This is a genomic window from Variovorax sp. FW305-3-2-15-B-LB1 (genome assembly GCF_058787635.1).
This window is the reverse complement of record NZ_JBYSZY010000016.1, coordinates 60,581-81,397: the sequence shown is the minus strand read 5'-3', so window position 1 is coordinate 81,397 and position 20,817 is coordinate 60,581. Positions and strand designations below refer to the sequence as shown.

Below are 20,817 nucleotides of genomic sequence, written 5' to 3'. Positions count from 1 at the left end.
AGAGCCGCATGGACAGAGTCGTCAAAGCCCACACCCCGCTCGGAGAAGAACAGCTGCTGTTCCGCTCGATGCACGGCAGCGAAGGGCTGTCGCAGCTGTTCGAGTTCGAGGTCGACCTGCTGAGCCCGAACACCTCGGTCGACATGAAGGGCCTGCTCGGCAAGCCGCTCGCGCTGGAGATACAAACGCTGAGCGGCACGCCGCGCTACCTCAACGGCCAGATCACGCGCTTCACCATGATCGGGCGCGAGGGCGGCTCCTCGCGCTACACCGTGTACCGCGCTTCGGTGCGGCCGTGGCTCTGGTACCTCACGCGCACCAGCGACTGCAAGATCTTCCAGAACAAGTCGGTGGTCGAGATCCTCGAAGACGTGCTGGGCGAGTACGGCTTCGCCTTCGAGAAGAAGCTCAGCGCCTCGTACCGCCAGTGGGAGTACTGCGTGCAGTACCAGGAGACCGACTTCGCCTTCGTGAGCCGCCTCATGGAGCACGAGGGCATCTACTACTACTTCAAGCACGACAGGAACCAGCACACGCTGGTACTCGCCGACGACATGAGCGCGCACGAGACGCTGCCCGGCTATTCGAAGATCGGCTACCTCGCGAGCGACCGCGCCACCGACCCCGGCCGCGAAGTGATCGACCAGTGGGAAGTCACCGAGGAGATCCGTCCCGGCACCTACGTGGTCGACGACTTCGACTTCAAGAAGCCCCGGGCCGACCTGCTCAACACGCGCAGCCAGCCGCGCGGCAACGACCACGGCCGCTACGAGATGTACGAGTGGATGGGCGGCTACAGCGATGCGGGGCAGGGCGAGCACTACGCGCGCATCCGCCTCGAGGAAGCGCAGGCCCAGGCCGAGGTCGACACCGGCCACACCAACGTGCGCGGCATGGCTCCAGGCTACCGCTTCACCATGCAGAACGCACCGCGCAACGAGGACAACCGCGAGTACCTCGTCGTCTCGGTGATGTACAGCCTGCGCGAAGGCGGCTATGCCAGCGGCGGCATGCCGGGCGAGTACAGCTTTCACTTCGGCGTGCAGCCCACCTCGTTCCCCTTCCGCGCGCACCGCATCACGCGCGTGCCGAGCACCCAGGGCCCGCAGACCGCCACCGTGGTCGGCCCGCCCGGCGAAGACATCTGGATCGACAAGTACGGCCGCGTGAAGGTGCAGTTCCGCTGGGACCGCTACGGCCAGCGCAACGAAGACAGCTCGTGCTGGGTGCGCGTGTCCAGCGCCTGGGCGGGCTCCAACTTCGGCGCTGTGAACCATCCGCGCGTGGGGCAGGAGGTCATCGTCGATTTCATTGCCGGCTGCCCCGACCGGCCGATCATCATCGGGCGCGTCTACAACGCGGACCAGATGCCGCCGCTGGAATTGCCGGCGAAGGCGACGGTCAGCGGGTTCATCAGCCGCACGATCAAGGGCGATGGCGAGCTGGCCAATCACTTCATGATCGACGACGACCCCAGCAACGAGTCGATCAAGATGCACGCGCAGAAGGATTACAGCCTCAACGTCGAGAACAATGAAACACACACCGTGGACGGCACGCGCGTGACGGTGATTGAAGGCTCGGACACCTACACGACCAACACCTCGCTCAATGTGACGGTCAACGGCCCGCACACCCTGACGGTCAACAAGGGCGGGCCGCAGAAGATCACCGTCAACGGAGGCGACCAGTTCATCAAGGTGGATGGCGGCAACCAGCAGATCGATGTCATCGGGAATCAGACCATCCATGTCACCGGCAAGCGCAAGGACACGGTAGACAAGGGGGAAGAGCGACTCATCGGTACGTCGCTCAAGGAAGACATTGATGGCCCGCAGAACACCACGGTGCTCGGTCTGTATACCGAAGAAACCAAGGGGAAGAAGGTGACGGTCAAGGGCGACGAGGACTATCTCGTCAAGGGAGCGCAAAAGGTGCATGCGGACACGTCGTTGACAGCGACAACGGATGGCCCGATGCGCCTGGAAAGCACCAAGGCAGACATCACGATCAAGTCGCCGACCAAGATCATCCTGGATGCACCTCATGTGGAGGACAAGTCGGCCAAGAAGGTGACCTTCACGGACTGGGGCATTGCCTTCAAGGGCTTCAACATGGGGATCAACGGGGTCAACGTGAGCATCAATGGCGCTGCCGTGTTCGTGAATGGGGTGGTGGCCAGCGTTGCCGGCCTGAACCTGGGGTTCAACGCCTACTCGCTCACGGGCGCCATCAACAAATTCGACGTGTATTCCGCCAGCGGTGCGGTCGGCCTCTTCACCACCACCCAGACGGTGTACACGGCGGACAACAAGGCGATCAAAGTCGACTTGTCCCAAGTCAAGGTGAACCCCAGAGGCATCACCGTCTATCTCTGAGCCTGGGGCGCGTGTTGGATCTTTTCGCTGTGTGGTTCACCAAGTACTGGCATCTGATTGTCCCCATCGCTGTCGTCGCGCTGCTGGCATTCGTGCTGATCACGCTGGCCAAGCGCCATGTGTTTCGCGTGATGCATCAGCAGAGTGTGGTCAACCGCCACGTGATGGGGACGGATCGCGCCGAGCGAGTGCTTCGTACGGGCCAGCCGGCCGTAGCGATGGTGCTCGAGAGCCATGACACGGGCATGCGGGTCGAGCGCATCTATATCCTCGTGCGGCTCAAGCTCCAGGTACAGCCTGAGGGCGCATTGCCTGCCTACGAGACCGAACTGGTCGCCCCGATCAGCCCGGTGAAGCTCGCCGACTTCGCACCGGGGCGCTCCGTGAAGCTGCGCTTCGACCCGGTCTCGCGCGAGATCGCCATCGACCAGCCGATGCGCTGAAGCAGGTCCGCTGCCCCCATGAAGACCATCAAGCCTTTTCGCCTGAGCATCCTCACGCGGCCCTTCCGACGGCAGCGGCAAGACCTGCTGGGCGTCTCGGTCTTCGCGATGGCCAGCCTGGCGCCCGAGCCCTTGCTGATGCCCGACCAGGATCTCTGGAAGCTGGCGGCCGACGAAATCGGGCCCGGCAACGTGCTGGACCTGGGCGTGCCCAAGATCGAGCCGGAGTGGCTGGTCAGCGGCTATGCGTACACGGCGCATCAGAACGACAAGACACTGTGCGCGGCCCAGGCCGTCTTCCAGGGTCAGGCCAAGTCAGTGCTGGTGAGTGGTGATCGCTACTGGCTTGATGGCCGCGCGACGCCTGCCCAGCCTTTCGAACGCCTGAGGCTGGATTGGGCACATGCCTATGGCGGCCCGGGCGAGCCTGACAATCCGGAAGGCATCGGCAGCTTCGATGAAACGATCAACGGCGTCCATACGCGCCGGCTTCCCCATGTCGAGTTGCCCGGCGCGCGTCAGGACACACCCGGGCGGCGCATCGTGCCTGCGGGCTTCGGCGCCATACCTCCCGATCGGCCGCAGCGGCTCGCGCTGATGGGGCGCGCCTACGATCAGCAATGGCTGCAGCACGACTACCCGGGTTTCGCCGAGGACATGGACTGGCGCTACTTCAATGCCGCACCTGCCGACCAACGCCTGCCCGGCCATCGCGAACTGCCGCCGGGCGCCGCCTACGAACTGTGGAACATGCACCCTCGGCAGCCGGTGATGCGCGGCCAGCTGCCCGATTGGCAGGCGCGCTGCTTCGCCAGCTTTCAGAAAGACGGTGGCGCGCTGTCGGAAATTTCGCTGCGCCTGAGCACGGCCTGGTTTTTCCCGCACGCCGAGCGCGTCATCCTGGTCTGGCACGGTGCATCGCCCATCGCCGAGGATGACGCGGCCGACGTCAAGCACATCATGCCCGCGCTCGAGTTGCGCGATCAGCCGCGGCCGCTCGCCCACTACCAACAGGTGCTGCAGCAGCGCATCGATCCAGCCAAGGCGGTGCTGGTCCTGCGCGACAGCGACCTGGTCCCCAAGGCGATCATGGGGCCATGGGCAGGCGACCAGATGCCCGATATCGCCTCGCTTCCGCTGGTGCGCAACCTGCACGCAGGCCGGCGGCGCGAGCACGAACGCCTGCGCGCCCGACTGCTGGCGCAGGGCCTGGATCCCGAGCAGCATCTGCCGCCCCTGTCCGAACCGGATTTGCAGCCACCTGCCTCCATGGACGATCTGCCCGACTTCGCCGAGAAGGCCGATCAAGCCCTCGAGCAGATGCGCCAGGCGGCCCTTGCCCGCGGCGCCGAGGACCGTGCCAAGGCCGTCGCACAGGGGATGCCCGCTGCCATCCAACCCGATATCGATATCCCGCCGCTGTCGCAGATGGATCCGCGCAAGCTGTCGGGGGAGATCCAGGCGAGCATCGACAAGGCCATGACCGAGGTCACGGCGCGGACCGGCAAGCCCGTGCAGCGCCGATTCGACCCGGACCGCCTGCTGCGTGACCTCGCGCGCCTCGAGGAAGACGCGGCGCGCGAGCGCCGAACACCCCTCACACCCGACGAGGCCGCCGAAAGCGCACGGCTGCGCGAGCAGGCCGGGCGCAGCGCGCGCATGGGGCACCTCCACGGCGCACACCTGCTCGAGCCGGCGCCGCCGGCCAGCAGCCTGCGCTCAAGGCGGCTGCGTCGGCGTCTTGAGGCCGCAGCCAGCGGTGAGCGTCGTTTCGCAGGCATGAGCTTCGTCGGCGCCAACCTCTCGGGCCTGGATCTGCGCGGTGCCGACTTCACGGAAGCGAACCTCGAAGACGTCGACTTCAGCGACGCGCGGCTCGATGGCTGCAACTTTACGCGCGCGGTGCTTGCGCGGGCGCGGCTGGTCCGGGCTTCGCTCACCGATGCGCGGCTGGACGAGGCCAATCTGGGTGGCGCGCAATGCGAAGGCGCGAACTTCACGGGTGCGAGCTTCGTGCAGACGCGTTGCAACAAGACCATTTTTCGTTCCTGCGTGCTGGCGAAGGCCGCGTTCAACCAAGCCGATCTGTTCGAAAGCGAATGGGTGCGTTGCGATGCGCGCGGCTCGCACTGGGAGCAGATGGCGATGGTCAAGCTGGCACTGGAAGACATGGCTTTCGACAACGCCGCGTTCAAGCAGGTGAGCTGGATCGAGTGCAGCTTCAAGGGGATATCCTTCGTCCGCGCCGCGCTGAACGCCTGTGCTTTCGTCACCGTCGATGCGCAGGAGGGGGTCGACTTCACCGAGGCCAGCCTCGTCACCTGTTCCTTCGTCCATGGCTGCAGCCTGGTGCAGGCCGTGTTCTGCGCCGCTTCACTCAAGCAGTGCGGCCTGCGCGGCGCCATACTGGTTGGCGCCGACCTCGCGAAGGCACGCCTTGACGGCTGTGACTTCTCCGAGTGCGACCTGCGGCGCGCGCGGCTGGAGGGATTGCATGCCGGCGAGAGCCTGTTCATTCGCGCGGACTTGCGCGAAGCCTCGTTGCGCGGTGCCAACCTCATCGACGCCAATCTTTCCAAGGCCGACCTGCGCTTTGCCAGCCTGCAGGACGCCAATTTGTTTCGCGCCGACGTGTCGCAGGCCGCCATGGACGGCTCGACCACCTTCACCGGCGCCTACACCCAAGGCGCCAAGGCCTTGCCCGCACGCAGGACTGAACCCGTTCGATGACAGTCGAAGAACTTCTGGACAAGATTCGGCATGGCGAACCGGTGGTCAGAGCGAGTCTCGCGGGTCAGGACCTCAGCGGCGTCGACTTGTCGGGGGCACAGATGGAGCACGTCGACCTGAGCGGGACGAATCTGCATGGCGCCTGCCTCGACGACAGTTCGCTGGCGCAATGCAACTTCGATCAAGCCGACCTGTCGGCGGCCAGCTTGAAAGACGTGCGCGTGTTTCGGTGCCGGTTGGAGGCCGCGCAACTCGGCCGCGCGTTCATGCTGGACACCAACTTCTTCGAATCTTCGCTGGCTCACGCGGATTTCGCGAAGGCGCAAATGGAGCGCGTGGCTTTTGTCAGATGCGAGCTCGGGCATGCGGTGTTGAAGCCCGGCATTTGCGATCAGATCGTCGTCACCGAATCACGGGTCGACCAGCTCGATTGCCGTGGCGCGAAGCTGCTGCACCTGATGTTCTATCGCATGGATCTGCGCAAGGTGGCGTTCACCCAGACCCAATGCGATGGCTCGATCCTGATGGAGTGCAATCTCGAAGGCCAGCGCTTGGCGCACACCAGCTTCCTGCGCTGCCAGTTCACCGACAGCGCGATGGCAGGTGTCGATTTCAGCGGCGCCGTGCTGACCCAGAGCAACTTCAAGGGCGCCACGCTGACCAAGGCGAACTTCAGCGCAGTGGATGCTGCCCAGACGATGTTCCCGGAGGCCGATCTGCGTGAAGCGAATTGCAGCGATGCCATCTTCGATCAGTCGATCTGGGCCGACGCCCAACTCGAAGGTGCCGATTTCAGCCGCTCGCGCCTGCCGCTGAGCGTGTTCCATCGCGTGCAGGCCAGGGGTGCCAGTTTTCGCGACGCGGACCTGCAGGATGCCGATTTTTCCTATGCCGAACTTCATCATGCGGATCTGCGCAATGCGCGTTTTCAGCGCACCCGCTTTCATCGGGCCGCGCGCGCGGATGCGCGTTTCTCGGGAGGCGGCGGCATCATCGAAAACGATCCGGAGCTGTTCAAGGCGCAAGAGATGATCCATCCGCCGCGCTGATGCCGCCAAGCCTGTCCGTTCCACTGTTGACTCATCGAAACAAGGAGATCTTCATGTCAGTCGTTTCACTGCGCAAAGCCTCGAAGCTGACGGCTCCGGTTCACTTCCAGGGGGTGGTCGCCGCATTGCTGCCGGATGGACGTGTCACCGTCGACGACGAGCAGGGTGCTGCCTGGGTTTGCCGGCGCGCGGCGAGCTGCCTGCTCAAACCGGCCTGCGGCGATACCGTGCTGGTGTCCGGTCCCGACAGCGCGCGGGCCTACCTGATCGCCGTGATCGAGCAGGCCGATACGTCGTCAAGCTGCATCGAGGCGGCGGGCGACGTCACCTTCGCGTCGACCGGCAACGGCAAGGTGACCATCGCGAGTGCCTCGGAGCTCAGCCTTCGCGCGGACAAGCGCTTCGTACTCAAGACCGAAGAGGGCGAGTGCGACATCGGTGAACTGCGGCTGGTGACGCGCTCCGTGCAGGCCGCGGCCGGCAGCGTCCGGCTGGTCGGCAAGGTATTCGAAACCGTGGCCGATCGCATCGTGCAGATGGCGCGTCAGACGCTGCGCCTGACGGATGAAGTCGACCAGGTGCGTGCGGGCCACTTGGACTACAAGGCCAGCGAGACGGTGCGCATTCATGGCCACCACACGGTGGTCACCGGCCAGGAGCTGGTGAAGGTGGACGCGGCTCAGATCCACATGGGCTGAGAGAGGAGCTACCAGATGTTTGCCAACTGTCAGCTCATGGGAATGGACATGGCATTCCCCGACGTCTGCAAGTCGCCGGTGCCCATTCCATACCCGAACATGGCCATGGGGCCGATGGCTGTTCCGAATGCCTGGAACATCCTCTTCATGGCGATGCCGGCACACAACATGGCGACGACCACGCCCATCACCCTGGGGGATCAGCCCGGGGCACTGGGCGGCGTCGTGTCGCAGACGTTCATGCAGCAATCGCGTCATGTGACAGGCGCGTTCACCGTGCTTCTCAAGGGCACGCCGGCCACGCGGGTCACCAGCATCACGGTGCAGAACCGTTGCAACATCGTCGGCATGCGCGTCGTGCCGAGCCAGTTCAAGGTGCTGATGCTGGCGCCCTGAGGGCGCGTCGATTCAGGCCGGCCCCGCCAGCGTCACCTGCTGCGGCGACCCCACCCACACCGCCAGCGCCGAGTAGTTGTCGCGCGACTTGTCGGCCTTGGCCTCGGCCGCGCGGCGCAGCAGCGCGAGCCATTCTTCCGCGCTGTCGGCCAGCTGCAGCGATCGTTCCATCACCTGCTGCGAGATCAGCTGCCAGAGCCCGTCGGTGCACAGAAGGAACGCATCGCCATCGGCCAGCCGCTGCGGTGTCGACACCGAGGTCTCCGCCGTCGCACGCGCGCCGAGCGCGCGGTACAGCAGGTTGCTCTTCACCAGGCGCTCGCCGCCGTTGGCGCCCTGGCCCGCGGCGGCTTCGCCTGAGCGTTCCGACAGGCTGTGGTCTTCGGTGCGCTGCATCAGCGCGCCGCGGCGGAACCAGTAGAGGCGGCTGTCGCCGACGTGGGCCCAGCAGGCCTCGCCGGTGGCGCGGTCGACGAACAGCGAGACGATAGTGGCGCTCATGCGGTTCTGGTCGGCCAGCTCGCGCTGCTTGGCGAGCACGGCGTCGTTGGCTTCCTTCACCGCATGGCGGATGTCTTCGGCCGCGACGGACGGGTGGTCGACAAAAGTGTTGAGCGCGGTGTCGACCACGATGCGCGAGGCCAGCTCGCCGCCCGCGTGGCCGCCGACGCCGTCGCTCACGACGAAGCAGGCGTTGCGTTCGTCCAGGTGGTAGCCGATGGCGTCCTGGTTGCCGCTGCGTTCGCCCACGCACGAGAACTGCGAGGTCGAGATGGGCACGGCGAAGGCGTGGGTGGCTTCAAGCACGGCGCGCCTCCTTCAAGCGTTCCATCTCGCGGTCGTAGGCCTGCTGGAAGGCGCGGCCGAAGACGGCCTGGAAGTCGTCCTCGACGGCGGCGGTGGTGCTGGCGTGCAACTGCTTCAGCTGGCGCCACAGCCGCGCTTCGCGGCCGCCGGGCAGCAGCTTCTCGCCGAGCCCGCCGTCGTGCGGCGTGGCCTTGTCGAGACCGCCCGGGTCGAAGCGGTGCAGCAGCGTGAGCAGCGCGGCGCGCATGCCGGCCACCATGCCGAGCTGGTGCGACTGCAGGTCGCCCAGCGCATCGTGCACGGCGGCCTCGGGCGTGAGAAAGCCGGGCATGCGCGCGCCGAACATCTGCATCAGCACGGCGCGGCCGTTGGGCAAAATCTTGAAGGGGTTGTTCTCTTCGTCCACGATCATGGTGATCTCGGCGCGCACCTCGCGCTTGAGCATGGCGCGCGACGACAGCAGCTCGATGGTGCCGTCGGTGAAGGCGCGCATCAGCCGGCCGAGGTGGCGCATCGCCTCGGCATCGAGCGGCTGCTGGCCCGCGATCTCGGGCACGCCGGCGCCTTCGAGGAACGCCTTGAACAGGTCGTCGCCGGAGGAGGGTGAACGTGGCGAGGTCGGCGCTGGTGCAGGGACTGCAGCGACCGGCAAGGCTGGCGGTGCTTCTTCCTCAAGCACGGCGGGCTGCGCCACCGCGACCGGAATCTCCGGCGCTGCGACAACAACGGGCTCCTCTTCAACAGGCTCCGGCACGGCGGCCGATGGCGCAACCGCCACCGGCTGCGGCGGATTGAACTGCGAGGTCATCTCGCGCGCATGGTTCGCGAGGCTGTGGCCCGACGCCGCGGCCGGCGGCCGTGCGATCAGATCCATGGCCGGGTGCACGTCGTCGAGCGGGTTGTCCTGCGTCAGCGCCGTGGGGCGCGGGTCGGACAGCGGCGAGGGCGCATCGCGGTCTTCGGCGAAGAAGGAGAGCGGGTCCATGCTGCGCTTGAGCGCGAGGTCTGACAGGCCCTGCGTCGCCTGCGGGTCCAGACCGGCGAGCGGATCGACGGGGTTGCGCTGCGCCTGCGAGGGCAGGGCGAAGGGCTCGTGCGCCAGCGGGTCGGGCATGGGCGTCGCCGCGGCATCGTCGGCACGGCGCGGTGCGTTCGCGAGGATGGCGTCCCAGTCGGCGGCGGACGGCATCTGCGCGGACACCTGCGTGGTCGTGGAGGTCGCTGCCGCAGGGGAAGACAACGGTGGTGGTGGTGCAGGTAGCGGCGCAGGGGCCGGCGCATTCACCGGTGCCGGCGCATTCACCGGTGCCGGCGCGAAGGTCGGCATCGCGACCGTCTTCTCGGGCGGTGCATCGCCAAGAGGCAGCGCGCCTTCGCCGAACAGGTCCGCGAAGACATCGGAGGCCGGTGCTGCAGTGGGCAGCAGCGCGCTGATCGACGGGGCCGACGCGAGGTTCGATGCCGCAGGCGGGGCAGACACCAACTGCGACAGCGACGGCTCGGTGATCGGTGCGGCCGGTGGCTCCGTGAGCGGCTCGGTGATGGGCGCCTCGGCAATCGCCGGCGGTGGGGCCTGGGTTGCACTCGCGGCTTCGAGCACGTAGCTGCCGATGGTCACGCGGTCGCCCAGCGCGACGCGCGATTCTTCTTCGTGGCGCAGCGTGCGTCCGTTCACGCTGATGGGCAGCACCGCGCTCATGTTGCGCACCACGGCGGCGCCGTCGTCATCGAAGCGCACGGTGGCCTGCAGGCGCGAGATCTGCCGGTGTTCGTCGGGCAGCACGAGGTGGTTGTCGGGGCTGCGGCCGATGGTGCCGCCCGGGGCGGCGAGCAGTGCCGAGGGCCCCGAGGCCACGGGCATGCCGCCGTGTTCAATCACTGTCCAGCGCATGGCATCTCCATGTTCGTCGCGGCATGAGCACTGCGCGGCCGTGGCCGGCCGCGTGTCATCCGCGCTTCATCTTCTTCGCGGCCTCGAACGCGGGGCCCCACACGGGGTGGGTGCGTTCCGCGACATTCAGGTCGAAGCTCGGGAACACATCGAGGAGCTTGCGGAATTGCGTGCGGCATTCCGCGATCTGGTTGTTCACGCAGTAGCTGAAGGCTTCGAGCTTCAGCGCGGCCAGCCGCGTCGCGGGCTCGGCCCCGTCGAACACCGACACGCCACCGCTCTTCAAGGTGGAGATGGCCTTGGCGTAGTCGCCCGCATCGTAGGCCTGCTGCGCGCGTTCGAGCGTGGTGCGTGCCACTTGCTGGCTCAGGCGTTCGGGCTGCTGTGAGGCATCCGGGGTGCTCTGGCAGCCGCTCAACAGCGCAAGCATGAAGGCAAAAGACAGAACAGGCAGGCAAGACTTCAATCTTTTCTCCTACTTCGCGAGAGGCAATGCGTGAGAGAGGGCGTGCTGTTGCATCACGATGCAACAGCACGCAATGCACACCGTGCGCGTGCATGGTTTCGATAATATAGATCGCGAAGCTTTCAGGGAGATCTCATGCATCGACGGACCTTGATTCAAGGCGCATTGGCCACATCGCCGTTGCTCGCAGGCCTCGCTGGTTGCGCATCGACCGCGAAGTCGATGCCCACGCCGTATGCCATCACCGTGCGCATCGACGACGGCGTGAATCCCGATGGTCGCGGCCAGGCCGCACCGATTCTCGTGAAGGTCTTCGAACTGAAATCTTCCGGCAACTTTGAAACGGCAGACTACTTCGCGCTGCAGGACCGCGACCGCGAGACGCTCATGACCGAGCTCGTGAACGCGGACCAGGCCATCTTGCGCAGCGGCGAGGAACGCGTGTTCAAGCGCGAGGCCGGCCTCGACTCGCGCGCCATCGGCGTCATCGCCGGCTATCGCAAGCTGGAAGCGGCGCGGTGGCGCATCGTGTTGCCGTTGAAGGAGCCGAAACAAACGAATCTTTACAAGGTGTGGCAGTTTTCGCCGAGCGAGCAGAGCGTGCGCATCGCGGTGCGCAAGAGCGGCCTCGAACTGCTACCAAGTCGTTAAGTTTCAGCGCGCGCTAATACGAAAGTGCGGCGCATTCGCCTCTGAAAAGGCATGCAAAACGCAAGAGGCGCCGTGTAGCATCAGACGCGAAAGAAGATCGAGCGGGGAGCCGCTGTACAGCGCATTTCCCGCCTCCGTGTGAGCACTCCAGGAGGTTCTTTGGTGACAGTTCGCAACGCGGGCGCAGCCGGTCAGGGCGCCCAATCTCAGGCATTGGCGAATCGCGTGGTGTGGTCCGAAGGCATGTACCTGCGGCCCCAGCACTTCCAGCAGATGGAGCGCTATGTCGAGCAGTACGTCACTCGCCGCACCGCGGGCATGCAGGGTGCCTACTGGGGATGGCTGCACCTGGACATCGACCGCGATGCCTTCGCGCTCGGGCGCGTGTCGCTGCTCGGCGGCGCGGGCGTGCTGCCCGACGGCACGCCGTTCTCGTTCGGCCTCGAAGACGCACCGATGCCCTTCGACGTGCCCACCGACCTCACCGACGAACTCATCGTGCTCGCATTGCCGCTGCGCAGGCCCGGCAGCGAAGAGGTGATCTTCTCGGAAGACGAAGGCTCGGCCGCGCGCTTCGGCGTGGTCGAGCGCGAAGTGGCCGACGGCAACGCGGTGGCGCTCGGCCCCGCGGTGCTGCAGCTGGCGAAGCCGCGCCTGCGGCTGGCGCGCGCGTCGTCGCTCACGGCCGAATGGCAGGCCATCGGCGCGGTGCGCGTGATCGAGCGGCGCACCGACCACAAGCTGGTGGTCGATGCCAACTACATCCCGCCGGTGCTCGACGCCTCGGCGCACCCGATGCTGCGCAGCATGACGGCCGAGCTGCACGGCCTGCTCACGCAGCGCTCCGAGGCACTGGCCTCGCGGCTGTCGCAGCCGGGGCGAGGCGGCGTGAGCGAGGTCTCCGACTTCCTGCTGCTGGAGCTGGTCAACCGCTACCTCGCGCTCACCTGGCATGCGCAGCAGGCGGTGCAGGTGCATCCCGAGACGCTGTTCGTCGACTGGCTCAAGCTGGCCTGCGACCTGGCCACGCACACCTCGCCCACGCGCCGTCCGGTGGTGTGGCCGGTGTACGACCACGACAACCTCAACGAGAGCATCCGCCCGTTGATGGAAGAGCTGCGGCGTTCGCTGTCGGCGGTGCTCGAGCAGAGCGCCATCGCCATCGAACTCGAAGAGCGCAGCCACGGCGTGCGCGTGGGCCGCATGCCCGACCCGGTGCTGGTGCGCAACGCGGCCTTCGTGCTCGCGGTGCATGCCGACCTGCCGGCCGATGCCGTGCAGCAGCGCTTTCCGACGCAGGTCAAGATCGGCTCGGTCGAGCGCATCCGCGACCTCGTGCAGCTGCAGCTGCCCGGCGTGGTCGTGCGCTCGCTGCCGGTGGCGCCGCGCCAGATCCCGTACCACGCGGGCTACCACTACTTCGAACTCGACAAGGGCGGCGACATGTGGCGCCAGCTCGAGAAATCGGGCGGCGTCGCCATGCACTTGGCCGGCGACTTTCCGGGGCTCGCCATGGAGTTCTGGGCCATCCGTCCGTGAGGGACCCTATGAACGGTGCCAATGACATGGCCGTCGGCCCGGGTGGCTTCGTGCCGCCCAATCCGGGCGGCGGCGCGACCACGCACAGCGGCCCGGGGCCGCAACCTCAGCAGCAACCCCAGCCCGATGCCTTCACCGCGTGGCATGACGCGCGGCGCCCGCATGCGGGCGACACGGCGCTGGCGGGCAACAACCCATTGGTGGCGGCGGCCAATCCGCTGCTCGACCTGATCCCGCAGATCCGCGCCACCGGCCACCACCCGTCGCCCGCGCAACTGCGCGAACACCTGGTCGACGAGGTGCGGCGTTTCGAGACGCGCGCGCAGCAGGCCGGCATCGCGCCCGAAGTGATCATCGGCGCGCGCTACTGCCTGTGCACCGCGGTCGACGAGGCCGCGGCGCTCACGCCGTGGGGCGGCAGCATCTGGTCGTCGCAGAGCCTGCTCGTGATGTTCCACAACGAGACCTGGGGCGGCGAGAAGTTCTTCCAGCTGCTGTCGCGCCTGGTGCAGAACCCGCAGCAGCACCTGCACCTCATCGAGCTCATCTACTTCTGCCTGGCGATGGGCTTCGAGGGGCGCTTTCGCGTCATCGACAACGGCCGCTCGCAACTCGAGACGCTCAAGCAGCGGCTGCTGCAGATCATCCGGCAGGCGCGCGGCGAAATCGCGGCGCCGCTGTCGCCGCACTGGCAGGACGCGAGCGCGCCCGTGCGCCGCACGCGCCACTGGCTGCCGGTGTGGGCCGTGGGCGCGGTGGCGGCGGTGCTGCTGGTGCTGGTGTTCGCGGTGCTCACCTTCAACCTCGCAGGCCATTCCGACGGCGCCTTCTCGGCCGTGAACGCGGTGCGCCTGCCGCAGACGCAGCGCGCGGTGGCGGTGCCCGCGGCGCAGCCGCGTCTGCAGCGCTTTCTCGAACCCGAGATCCGCGACGGCCTGCTCACGGTGCGCGACGAGGCCGACCGCAGCGTGGTGGTGCTGCGCGGCGACGGCCTGTTCGCCTCGGGCTCCGACCGCGTGCTCGACCGCTACGCGCCGGTGCTCGCGCGCGTGGCCGACGCGCTCAACGCGGTGGACGGCAACGTGCTGGTCAGCGGCTTCAGCGACGACCAGCCGATCCGCAGCGTGCGCTTCCCGTCCAACTGGCAGCTCTCGCAGGCGCGCGCCGATGCAGTGAAGGCCATGATCGCCACGCGCCTGAGCCGGCCCGAGCGCCTGCGCGCCGAAGGCCGCGGCGATGCCGATCCGCTGGTGCCCAACGACTCGGCGGCCAACCGTGCGCGCAACCGGCGCGTCGAGGTGACGCTGCTGGTGGCGCCGGTGGCGGGCGTGCCCGTGCCGGGGTCTGCGCCGCAACCCCGGCAGCAACAACCACAAGGAGGAACCCGCTGATGCTGCGCGCGCTCTTCCGTTTTCTCGTCAGCCGCGACCTCTGGGTCTTCTTCGGGCTGGTCGCGCTCGCGTTCCTGATCTGGGTCATCGGCCCGGTGATCGCCGTGGGCCGCTACCGGCCGCTCGAAGGCGAGTTCGTGCGCATCGTGGTCATCGCGCTGATGTTCGGTGTGTGGCTGGTGCGCGTGGCCTACCGCAAGTGGCGCGAGCGTCGTCTGAACGCGCAGCTGCTGCACCAGCTGCGCACGCCGTCGCCCAAGGCGAAGGAGGCCAAGCCCGAAGAAGCGCCCGAGATCAAGGAGCTGCACAGCGGCTTCGCCGACGCCACCGCGGTGCTGAAGAACATGCGCTTCGGCCCGGGCCCGGGCGGCAAGGCGGCCGGGCGCTTCGCGCTGTTCGACCGGCAGTACCTCTACCAGCTGCCCTGGTACATCTTCATCGGCGCGCCGGGCTCGGGCAAGACCACGGCGCTGGTCAACTCCGACCTCGACTTTCCGCTCGCCGACCAGCTCGGCAAGGCCGCGGTGCGCGGCATCGGCGGCACGCGCAACTGCGACTGGTGGTTCACCAACGAGGCGGTGCTCATCGACACGGCCGGGCGCTACACCACGCACGAGAGCCACCGCGAGACCGACGAGGGCGAGTGGAAGGGCTTCATCGAGCTGCTCAAGAAGTTCCGGCCGCGCCAGCCGATCAACGGCGCGATCCTCACCATCAGCATCGCCGACCTGCCGCTGGCCGACGACGCGCAGCGCGCGCGCCATGCGATGGCGCTGCGCAAGCGGCTGCTCGAGCTGCGCAACGACCTGGGCATCAACTTCCCGGTGTACGTGCTGGTCACCAAGACCGACCTGCTGGCCGGCTTCAACGAGTACTTCGGCTCGCTGGGCCGCGCCGAGCGCCAGCAGGTGTGGGGCTTCACCTTCCCCATCGAGGGCAACCCCGCCGACCCGGCCAAGGCCGACCTGCGCGAGCGCTTCCACCAGGAATACAAGCTGCTGCACCAGCGCCTGGACGAGCGCCTGCCCGAGCTGATGGCGACCGAGCCCGACCCGATGCGGCGCGCGCAGGCCTACCTGCTGCCGCAGCAGTTCGCGAGCTTCGAGGACATCCTGGGCACCTTCCTGGCCGACGTGTTCAACCCGTCGAAGTTCGAGGTGGCGCCGCTGCTGCGCGGCGTGTACTTCACCAGCGGCACGCAGGAGGGCACGGCCTTCGACCGCGTGATGGGCGCCATCAAGCGCTACCTGCAGGTGAACGCGCCGCCCGCGCCGCCGCCGGGCCCGGGCAAGAGCTACTTCCTGAAAGAGCTGCTGCAGCAGGTGATCTTCCGCGACGCGGGCGTGGCCGGTACCAACCTGCGCTGGTACCGCCGGCGCCGTGCCATCGACCTGGCGGGCTACGCGCTGGTCGGCGTGCTCGCGGTGGTGCTGCTGGGCGCGTGGGCCAACAGCTGGCGCCACAACAAGGCCTACGTGGCCGAGGTCGACGGCAACGCCAAGGCCTTCAACAAGGCCGCCGCGCGCGGCGAGCTGCCGACGGTGGTCGATTCGAGCGGCGACATCGCGAGCTCGCTGCTCATCCTCGACCGCCTGCGCGACCTGCCGAAGTCCGCCGAGTTCGACATCGGCGATCCGCCCGTGGGCTACCGCTTCGGGCTCTACCAGGGCGAGAAGCTGCAGGCCGCGACCGACGGCGTGTACCAGCGCGCGCTCGAAACCGTGCTGCTGCCGCAGGCCGCGCAACGCGTCGAGCAGTCGCTGCGCGAGGCCGCGAAGCTCGACGCCGAATACAGCTACGAGGCGCTCAAGGCCTACCTCATGCTGTACGACCCCGAGCGCTACGACGCCGACTTTCTGCAGGCCTGGCTGCTGACCGACGTCGACCGCAAGATCGGCGCCTCGCTCACGCGCGAGCAGCGCACGAACCTCGAAGCGCACTTGAAGACGCTGTTCGCCGACCGCGTCGTGAGCTCGCCCTTCACCAAGGACGACAAGCTCATCGCGCAGACGCGGGAGCGCCTGGCCGGCGTGCCGCTGGCGCAGCGCTCGTACGCGCGGCTGCGCCGCATCCTGCTGCAGACCAGCGCGCCCAATGCCTTCACCATCGCCGAGGCGGGCGGCGCGGAGTCGGCGCTGGTGGTCCGGCGCGCCAGCGGCAAGCCGCTGACCGACGGCATTCCCACGCTGTTCACCTACCGCGGCTACTGGGACATCTTCGACAAGCGCATGGCCGAGACCACGCTGGCGCTGGAGCAGGAAGACCGCTGGGTGCTGCAGATCCGCGCGCCGGGCATCGCCGACATCACCTCGCGCGAGCTGCTGCTGCGCGAGGTGCGGCGCCTGTACCTCAGCGACTACATCCGCACCTGGGACGAGTACCTGGCCGACATCCGGCTGGCCGAGAGCAAGTCGCTGCTGCAGAGCATCCAGATGACGCGCGTGCTGTCGACCGGCGAGTCGCCGATGTCGCGCCTCATCCGCGGCGCGGCGCGCGAGACCGACCTGCTGCGCAACCACGACGAGGCCACGCGCAGCCTGCTCGACCAGGCGCAGAACCGCGTGACCAGCACGCGCGAGCGCATCGAGCAGCTCATCGGTCAGCCCGACGGCAGCCAGCGCCGCAACACCGCGCCCGACCGGCCCGAGTCGCTGGTCGACAACCACTTCGCGCCGCTGCGGCGCATGGTGACCGCGCCCAAGGCCGGCGGCCAGACGCCGCTGGACCAGACGGCCGCGCTCATCAACGAGCTGTACACCTTCCTCACCGCCACCGACACCGCACTGCGCAGCGGCAACATCCCGCCGCCCGGCGACGCCGTGACCAAGCTGCAGGCCGAAGCGGGGCGTTTGCCGGTGCCGTTCCAGGGCATGCTGAACGACCTGTCGGCCACCGCGTCGTCGAAGGCCGCGGCGGTGACGCGGCAGAACATCGGGCAGAACGCGGCCGCCACCATCGGGCAGTTCTGCAGCCAGGCGATCGCGGGGCGCTACCCCTTTGCACGCGGCTCCAACCGCGACGTGGCGGCCGGCGACTTCGCGCAGCTGTTCGCGCCCGGCGGGATGATGGACGACTTCTTTCAAAAGAACCTCGCCTCGCAGGTCGACACCTCGGTCAACCCGTGGACCTTCAGGCGCGGCGTGGACGGCAGCGCGTCGGGGCGCTCGGCGTACCTCGATGCGTTCCAGAAGGCGCAGGCGATCCGCGACGTGTTCTTCACGGGCATGGCGGGCGGGCGCACGCCCTCGTTCACGCTCGACATCCGGCCCGAGGACATGGACGCCACGCTCACGCAGTTCACGCTGGACATCGACGGCCAGACGGTGCGCTACGCCCACGGCCCGCAGGCGCCCAGCAGCATCAAGTGGCCCGGCCCGCGCAACAGCAACCAGGTGCGGCTGCAGGTCACGGTGGCCAACGGCACGCCGGCCGGCGGCATCGTGACCGAGGGGCCGTGGGCGCTGCACCGGCTGTTCGACAAGGCCTCGATCTCGTCGGGGCGCACGCCCGAGTCGTTCAACGCGACCTTCGACCTGCAAGGCAAGAAGGTGGTGCTCGCGGTGACGGCCAACAGCGTCTACAACCCGCTGCGGCTGTCGCAGATGAACAGCTTCTCCTGCCCCGGGAAATCCTAGGATGACGCCTCCCCCGCACGCCTGGTCGCCGCTTGACGAGCAGATCGGCTGGTACGGCAAGTTGCCGTCGGCCGGCGACTTTCTCTACCGCCGCATGCCGCGCGAACTGCAGGCCTGGTGGGACCGCTGGATGCAGAACGGCCTGGGCAGCTTCAAGCGCTGGCCCGACGCCATGACGCGCCACTACGCGGTGGCCCCGGTCTGGAACTTCGCCATCCCCGCCACGCACGGCGTGAACGCGGTGCAACTGGGCTGCATCGCGCCCAGCTGCGACCGCGTGGGCCGCTACTACCCGGCCTGCGTGGCGCTGCAGGTGGACGCCGCGCGCTACCACCCCGCGCTGCTCGAAGGCTCGGCCGCGTGGTACTGGCAGTGCGGCAGCGCGCTGCTGCAGGCCATCCGCCACGGCGTGGCGCCCGACCTCTTCGACGGCCAGGTGCTGGCCGCGGGCCGCACGGGGTTTCGCACCGCCAGCGGCGGCTCGGACGACATCCTCTCGATCCTCGGCGCGGCCGCCGGCCCTGCTGCCAACGGTGCGCGCGGCGCGAGCGCGCAGCAGCGCCTGGGCTGGCCCGAGCTGCCGCTGTGCTTCGACCCCTTCGGCGGCACCAGCTACTGGTGGACCAACCAGGCCGACGGCTCGCCGCTGCGCACCGCGGCGCACGGCGGCGGGCTCAACACGCCGCTGTTTTCCCAGTTGTTTTCGCAAGGCCACGTGCCATGGGCATGACGCGCCCGACCCACCCGCAGGAAGAAGAGACACCCCATGACGACGCCCGCCAGCCCTAGCGCGACGCCCGACCCGCAGGAGGAGCGCCCCCATCCCCTCGGCACGGGCCACCGGCTCGACGAGTTCGAGCTGCTCGAAGTCATCGGCGAGGGCGGCTTCGGCATCGTCTACCGCGCCTACGACCACTCGCTGCAGCGCGAGGTGGCGGTCAAGGAATACATGCCCTCGATGCTCGCGCGCCGCGTGGGCGACAACAGCGTGCACGTGCGCTCCGAGCGCCTCACCGCCACCTTCGCGGCCGGCCTGCGCAGCTTCATCAACGAGGCGCGCACGCTGGCGCAGTTCAGCCACCCGGCGCTGGTGCGGGTGCATCGCTTCTGGGAGGCCAACTCCACCGCCTACATGGCGATCCAGCTGTACAAGGGCCGCACGCTGCGCCAGCTGGCCGAGAGCGAACCGGCCACGCTGACCGAGCCCTGGCTGCTGGGCATGCTGGGGCCGCTCTTGGGCGCGCTCGACACGCTGCACCACAGCCAGTGCTTCCACCGCGACATCGCGCCCGACAACATCTTCATCCAGCAGCAGGACGACCGCCCGGTGCTGCTGGACTTCGGCGCCGCGCGCAAGTCGATCGCCGACCTGGTCGACGAGGTCGCGGTGATGGTGAAGTCGGGCTACTCGCCGATCGAGCAGTACGCCGACGACAACACGCTGCTGCAGGGCGCGTGGACCGACCTCTATGCGCTGGGCGCCGTGCTGTACCGCGCGGTGACCGGCCACCCGCCGCCCTCGGCCGTGGTGCGCAGCGTGCAGGACGCCTACGTGCCGCTGTCGTCGCTGGACCGCGACGACCTGAGCCCGGCCTTCTGCGCCGCGGTCGACCACACGCTGGCCGTGCACAGCAAGGACCGTACGCAGACGGTGGCGGCGTTCGCGGCGGAGCTGGGGCTGGTGAAGCTGGGCGATCTCTATGTGGTGGACCGGGCGGCGCCGCCGGCGGCGGTGGCTGCCGCTGCTGCCGTGCCCGTCGCGGTTCCCGTGCCGCAGGAGCCGCCTGCACCGGAGCCGGTGGAGGAAGCGCCACCGCCCGCGCCCGAGGTGCAGCCCGTGCCTGTGGAAGCGGCGACCGCGCGCGTGCAGGCACCGCCGCCGCCTGCGCCGCCGTCGCCTGTCGCACGACCGAAGAAGCCATCGAAGCGCCCGCCGTGGTTCCTGGTGGGCGCGCTGGTGCTGGCGCTGTTCGCGGTCGGCGGCTGGATCGGCTGGCGGCTGACGGCCAAGGCACCGTCCGATCCGATGATTGCGGCCGCGCCGCCGCCGGGCACGCCGATGTCCGATCCGGGCGCGCCCCCGGCCGCGATGCCGCCGGCCGGCGCGACCTCCGAGGCCCCGCCGGCGTCCGCGCCTGCCGCATCGGCCAGTGCCCCGCTGAGCCCGCTCGACAACGTGCCCATCGCCGCCGCGCCCACGCCGCCTGCTGCGCCGCCGGCCGAGCCCGAGGCACAGTCCGCGCCGCCTGCACCGCCGGCGCAACCCGAAGCGCCGCCGCCCCCCGACCCCGCTGTGGTCGCCGAGGTGGAAGACTGGAACCTGGCCCAGGCCGAGAACACCCGCGAAGGCTACGAGGCCTACCTGCGGCGCCACCGCCGCGGCCTGCATGCGCGCGAGGCGCGCAACGCCATCGCACAGCTCAACCGGCAGTCACCGCCGCCGCCTGCCGCGGGCAGCACGAACCCCGTGCCGACCGTGATCGCGGGCGCACCGCCGGCCCCGCCACCGCCGCCGGCCGCGGCGCCCGGCATGGGCCGCGTGCAGTTCAACATCCGGCCCTGGGGCCAGGTCTTCGTCGACGGCGCGGACCGCGGCGTGAGCCCACCGCTCAAGTCGCTGCCGCTGCGCCCCGGCATCTACACCATCGAGGTGCGCAACGGCGACCTCACGGCCTACCGCCAGCGCGTGACGGTGCAGGACAGCAAGTCCGCACCGGTGGTGAGCCACGAGTTCAAGTAAGAG

At 68.4% G+C, this 20,817-nt stretch carries 15 protein-coding genes; 12 read left to right on the top strand and 3 right to left on the bottom strand.

Translation table 11 applies throughout. The features are described 5' to 3' along the window. The first annotated feature begins 8 nt into the window (after nucleotides 1-8). The 6 genes from AC3WQR_RS12875 to AC3WQR_RS12850 are packed head-to-tail and all read left to right on the top strand — an operon-like array spanning nucleotide 9 to nucleotide 7,694. The gene (locus AC3WQR_RS12875; RefSeq protein WP_492742293.1) at nucleotides 9-2,378 is read left to right on the top strand and encodes a type VI secretion system Vgr family protein; all 2,370 of its coding nucleotides are present in this window, start codon (nucleotides 9-11) and stop codon (nucleotides 2,376-2,378) included. Nucleotides 2,379-2,389: 11 nt separating this feature from the next. Then, the gene (locus AC3WQR_RS12870) at nucleotides 2,390-2,821 is read left to right on the top strand and encodes a hypothetical protein (RefSeq protein WP_492742292.1); all 432 of its coding nucleotides are present in this window, start codon (nucleotides 2,390-2,392) and stop codon (nucleotides 2,819-2,821) included. Between the two features lie 18 nt (nucleotides 2,822-2,839). Continuing rightward, the gene (locus tag AC3WQR_RS12865; RefSeq protein WP_492742291.1) at nucleotides 2,840-5,551 is read left to right on the top strand and encodes a DUF2169 family type VI secretion system accessory protein; all 2,712 of its coding nucleotides are present in this window, start codon (nucleotides 2,840-2,842) and stop codon (nucleotides 5,549-5,551) included. Then, nucleotides 5,548-6,600 carry a pentapeptide repeat-containing protein gene (locus AC3WQR_RS12860; RefSeq protein WP_492742290.1) on the top strand — a complete coding sequence of 351 codons (1,053 nt, stop codon included), beginning with the start codon at nucleotides 5,548-5,550 and terminating at the stop codon, nucleotides 6,598-6,600. Before AC3WQR_RS12865 ends, AC3WQR_RS12860 begins: the two co-directional genes overlap by 4 nt. Nucleotides 6,601-6,653: 53 nt before the next feature. Then, nucleotides 6,654-7,298, top strand: coding sequence for a DUF3540 domain-containing protein (locus AC3WQR_RS12855; RefSeq protein WP_492742289.1), 645 nt, complete (start codon nucleotides 6,654-6,656; stop codon nucleotides 7,296-7,298). 15 nt (nucleotides 7,299-7,313) lie between these two features. Next, nucleotides 7,314-7,694 carry a DUF4150 domain-containing protein gene (locus AC3WQR_RS12850; protein WP_492687221.1) on the top strand — a complete coding sequence of 127 codons (381 nt, stop codon included), beginning with the start codon at nucleotides 7,314-7,316 and terminating at the stop codon, nucleotides 7,692-7,694. A gap of 12 nt (nucleotides 7,695-7,706) precedes the next feature. On the opposite strand, the gene AC3WQR_RS12845 is transcribed toward AC3WQR_RS12850, so the two are convergent. The 3 genes from AC3WQR_RS12845 to AC3WQR_RS12835 are packed head-to-tail and all read right to left on the bottom strand — an operon-like array spanning nucleotide 7,707 to nucleotide 10,822. Beyond that, a complete protein-coding gene (locus AC3WQR_RS12845; RefSeq protein ID WP_492742288.1) occupies nucleotides 7,707-8,501 on the bottom strand; it encodes a PP2C family protein-serine/threonine phosphatase in 795 nt (264 codons plus the stop codon). Continuing rightward, nucleotides 8,494-10,392, bottom strand: coding sequence for a type VI secretion system-associated FHA domain protein TagH (gene tagH / locus AC3WQR_RS12840; RefSeq protein ID WP_492742287.1), 1,899 nt, complete (start codon nucleotides 10,390-10,392; stop codon nucleotides 8,494-8,496). Before tagH ends, AC3WQR_RS12845 begins: the two co-directional genes overlap by 8 nt. A 55-nt stretch (nucleotides 10,393-10,447) precedes the next feature. Continuing rightward, a complete protein-coding gene (locus AC3WQR_RS12835; protein WP_223301458.1) occupies nucleotides 10,448-10,822 on the bottom strand; it encodes a TssQ family T6SS-associated lipoprotein in 375 nt (124 codons plus the stop codon). 171 nt (nucleotides 10,823-10,993) lie between these two features. Here AC3WQR_RS12835 and tssJ point away from each other — a divergent pair, with 171 nt between their 5' ends. The 6 genes from tssJ (at nucleotide 10,994) to AC3WQR_RS12805 (ending at nucleotide 20,814) form a co-directional block, all read left to right on the top strand. After that, nucleotides 10,994-11,509: a type VI secretion system lipoprotein TssJ gene (tssJ, locus tag AC3WQR_RS12830; RefSeq protein WP_062473939.1), complete on the top strand. Its 516-nt coding sequence runs from the start codon at nucleotides 10,994-10,996 to the stop codon at nucleotides 11,507-11,509. 243 nt (nucleotides 11,510-11,752) lie between these two features. Continuing rightward, nucleotides 11,753-13,048: a type VI secretion system baseplate subunit TssK gene (gene tssK, locus AC3WQR_RS12825; RefSeq protein WP_235926916.1), complete on the top strand. Its 1,296-nt coding sequence runs from the start codon at nucleotides 11,753-11,755 to the stop codon at nucleotides 13,046-13,048. Between the two features lie 8 nt (nucleotides 13,049-13,056). Further along, nucleotides 13,057-14,439: a DotU family type VI secretion system protein gene (locus AC3WQR_RS12820; RefSeq protein WP_492742286.1), complete on the top strand. Its 1,383-nt coding sequence runs from the start codon at nucleotides 13,057-13,059 to the stop codon at nucleotides 14,437-14,439. Beyond that, on the top strand, nucleotides 14,439-18,074 hold the full coding sequence (tssM, locus tag AC3WQR_RS12815) for a type VI secretion system membrane subunit TssM (protein ID WP_492742285.1): 3,636 nt from the start codon (nucleotides 14,439-14,441) through the stop codon (nucleotides 18,072-18,074). The genes AC3WQR_RS12820 and tssM overlap by 1 nt, the downstream gene beginning before the upstream one ends. A 1-nt stretch (nucleotide 18,075) precedes the next feature. Then, nucleotides 18,076-18,804 (top strand): type VI secretion system-associated protein TagF, encoded by a 729-nt coding sequence (tagF, locus tag AC3WQR_RS12810; RefSeq protein WP_095743178.1) that lies wholly within the window; start codon nucleotides 18,076-18,078, stop codon nucleotides 18,802-18,804. A 36-nt stretch (nucleotides 18,805-18,840) separates the two neighbouring features. After that, complete coding sequence (locus tag AC3WQR_RS12805) at nucleotides 18,841-20,814, top strand: serine/threonine-protein kinase (protein ID WP_492742284.1); 1,974 nt, start codon at nucleotides 18,841-18,843, stop codon at nucleotides 20,812-20,814. Nucleotides 20,815-20,817: the final 3 nt, after the last annotated feature.

Coding starts and splice junctions, on each gene's coding strand:
- tssK (WP_235926916.1), top strand. CDS start 11,753: ATGTACCTGCGGCCCCAGCACTTCCAGCAGATGGAGCGCTATGTCGAG.
- AC3WQR_RS12875 (WP_492742293.1), top strand. CDS start 9: ATGGACAGAGTCGTCAAAGCCCACACCCCGCTCGGAGAAGAACAGCTG.
- AC3WQR_RS12865 (WP_492742291.1), top strand. CDS start 2,840: ATGAAGACCATCAAGCCTTTTCGCCTGAGCATCCTCACGCGGCCCTTC.
- AC3WQR_RS12835 (WP_223301458.1), bottom strand. CDS start 10,822: ATGCTTGCGCTGTTGAGCGGCTGCCAGAGCACCCCGGATGCCTCACAG.
- AC3WQR_RS12860 (WP_492742290.1), top strand. CDS start 5,548: ATGACAGTCGAAGAACTTCTGGACAAGATTCGGCATGGCGAACCGGTG.
- tssJ (WP_062473939.1), top strand. CDS start 10,994: ATGCATCGACGGACCTTGATTCAAGGCGCATTGGCCACATCGCCGTTG.
- tagH (WP_492742287.1), bottom strand. CDS start 10,392: ATGCGCTGGACAGTGATTGAACACGGCGGCATGCCCGTGGCCTCGGGG.
- tssM (WP_492742285.1), top strand. CDS start 14,439: ATGCTGCGCGCGCTCTTCCGTTTTCTCGTCAGCCGCGACCTCTGGGTC.
- AC3WQR_RS12850 (WP_492687221.1), top strand. CDS start 7,314: ATGTTTGCCAACTGTCAGCTCATGGGAATGGACATGGCATTCCCCGAC.
- AC3WQR_RS12805 (WP_492742284.1), top strand. CDS start 18,841: ATGACGACGCCCGCCAGCCCTAGCGCGACGCCCGACCCGCAGGAGGAG.
- AC3WQR_RS12855 (WP_492742289.1), top strand. CDS start 6,654: ATGTCAGTCGTTTCACTGCGCAAAGCCTCGAAGCTGACGGCTCCGGTT.
- AC3WQR_RS12820 (WP_492742286.1), top strand. CDS start 13,057: ATGAACGGTGCCAATGACATGGCCGTCGGCCCGGGTGGCTTCGTGCCG.
- tagF (WP_095743178.1), top strand. CDS start 18,076: ATGACGCCTCCCCCGCACGCCTGGTCGCCGCTTGACGAGCAGATCGGC.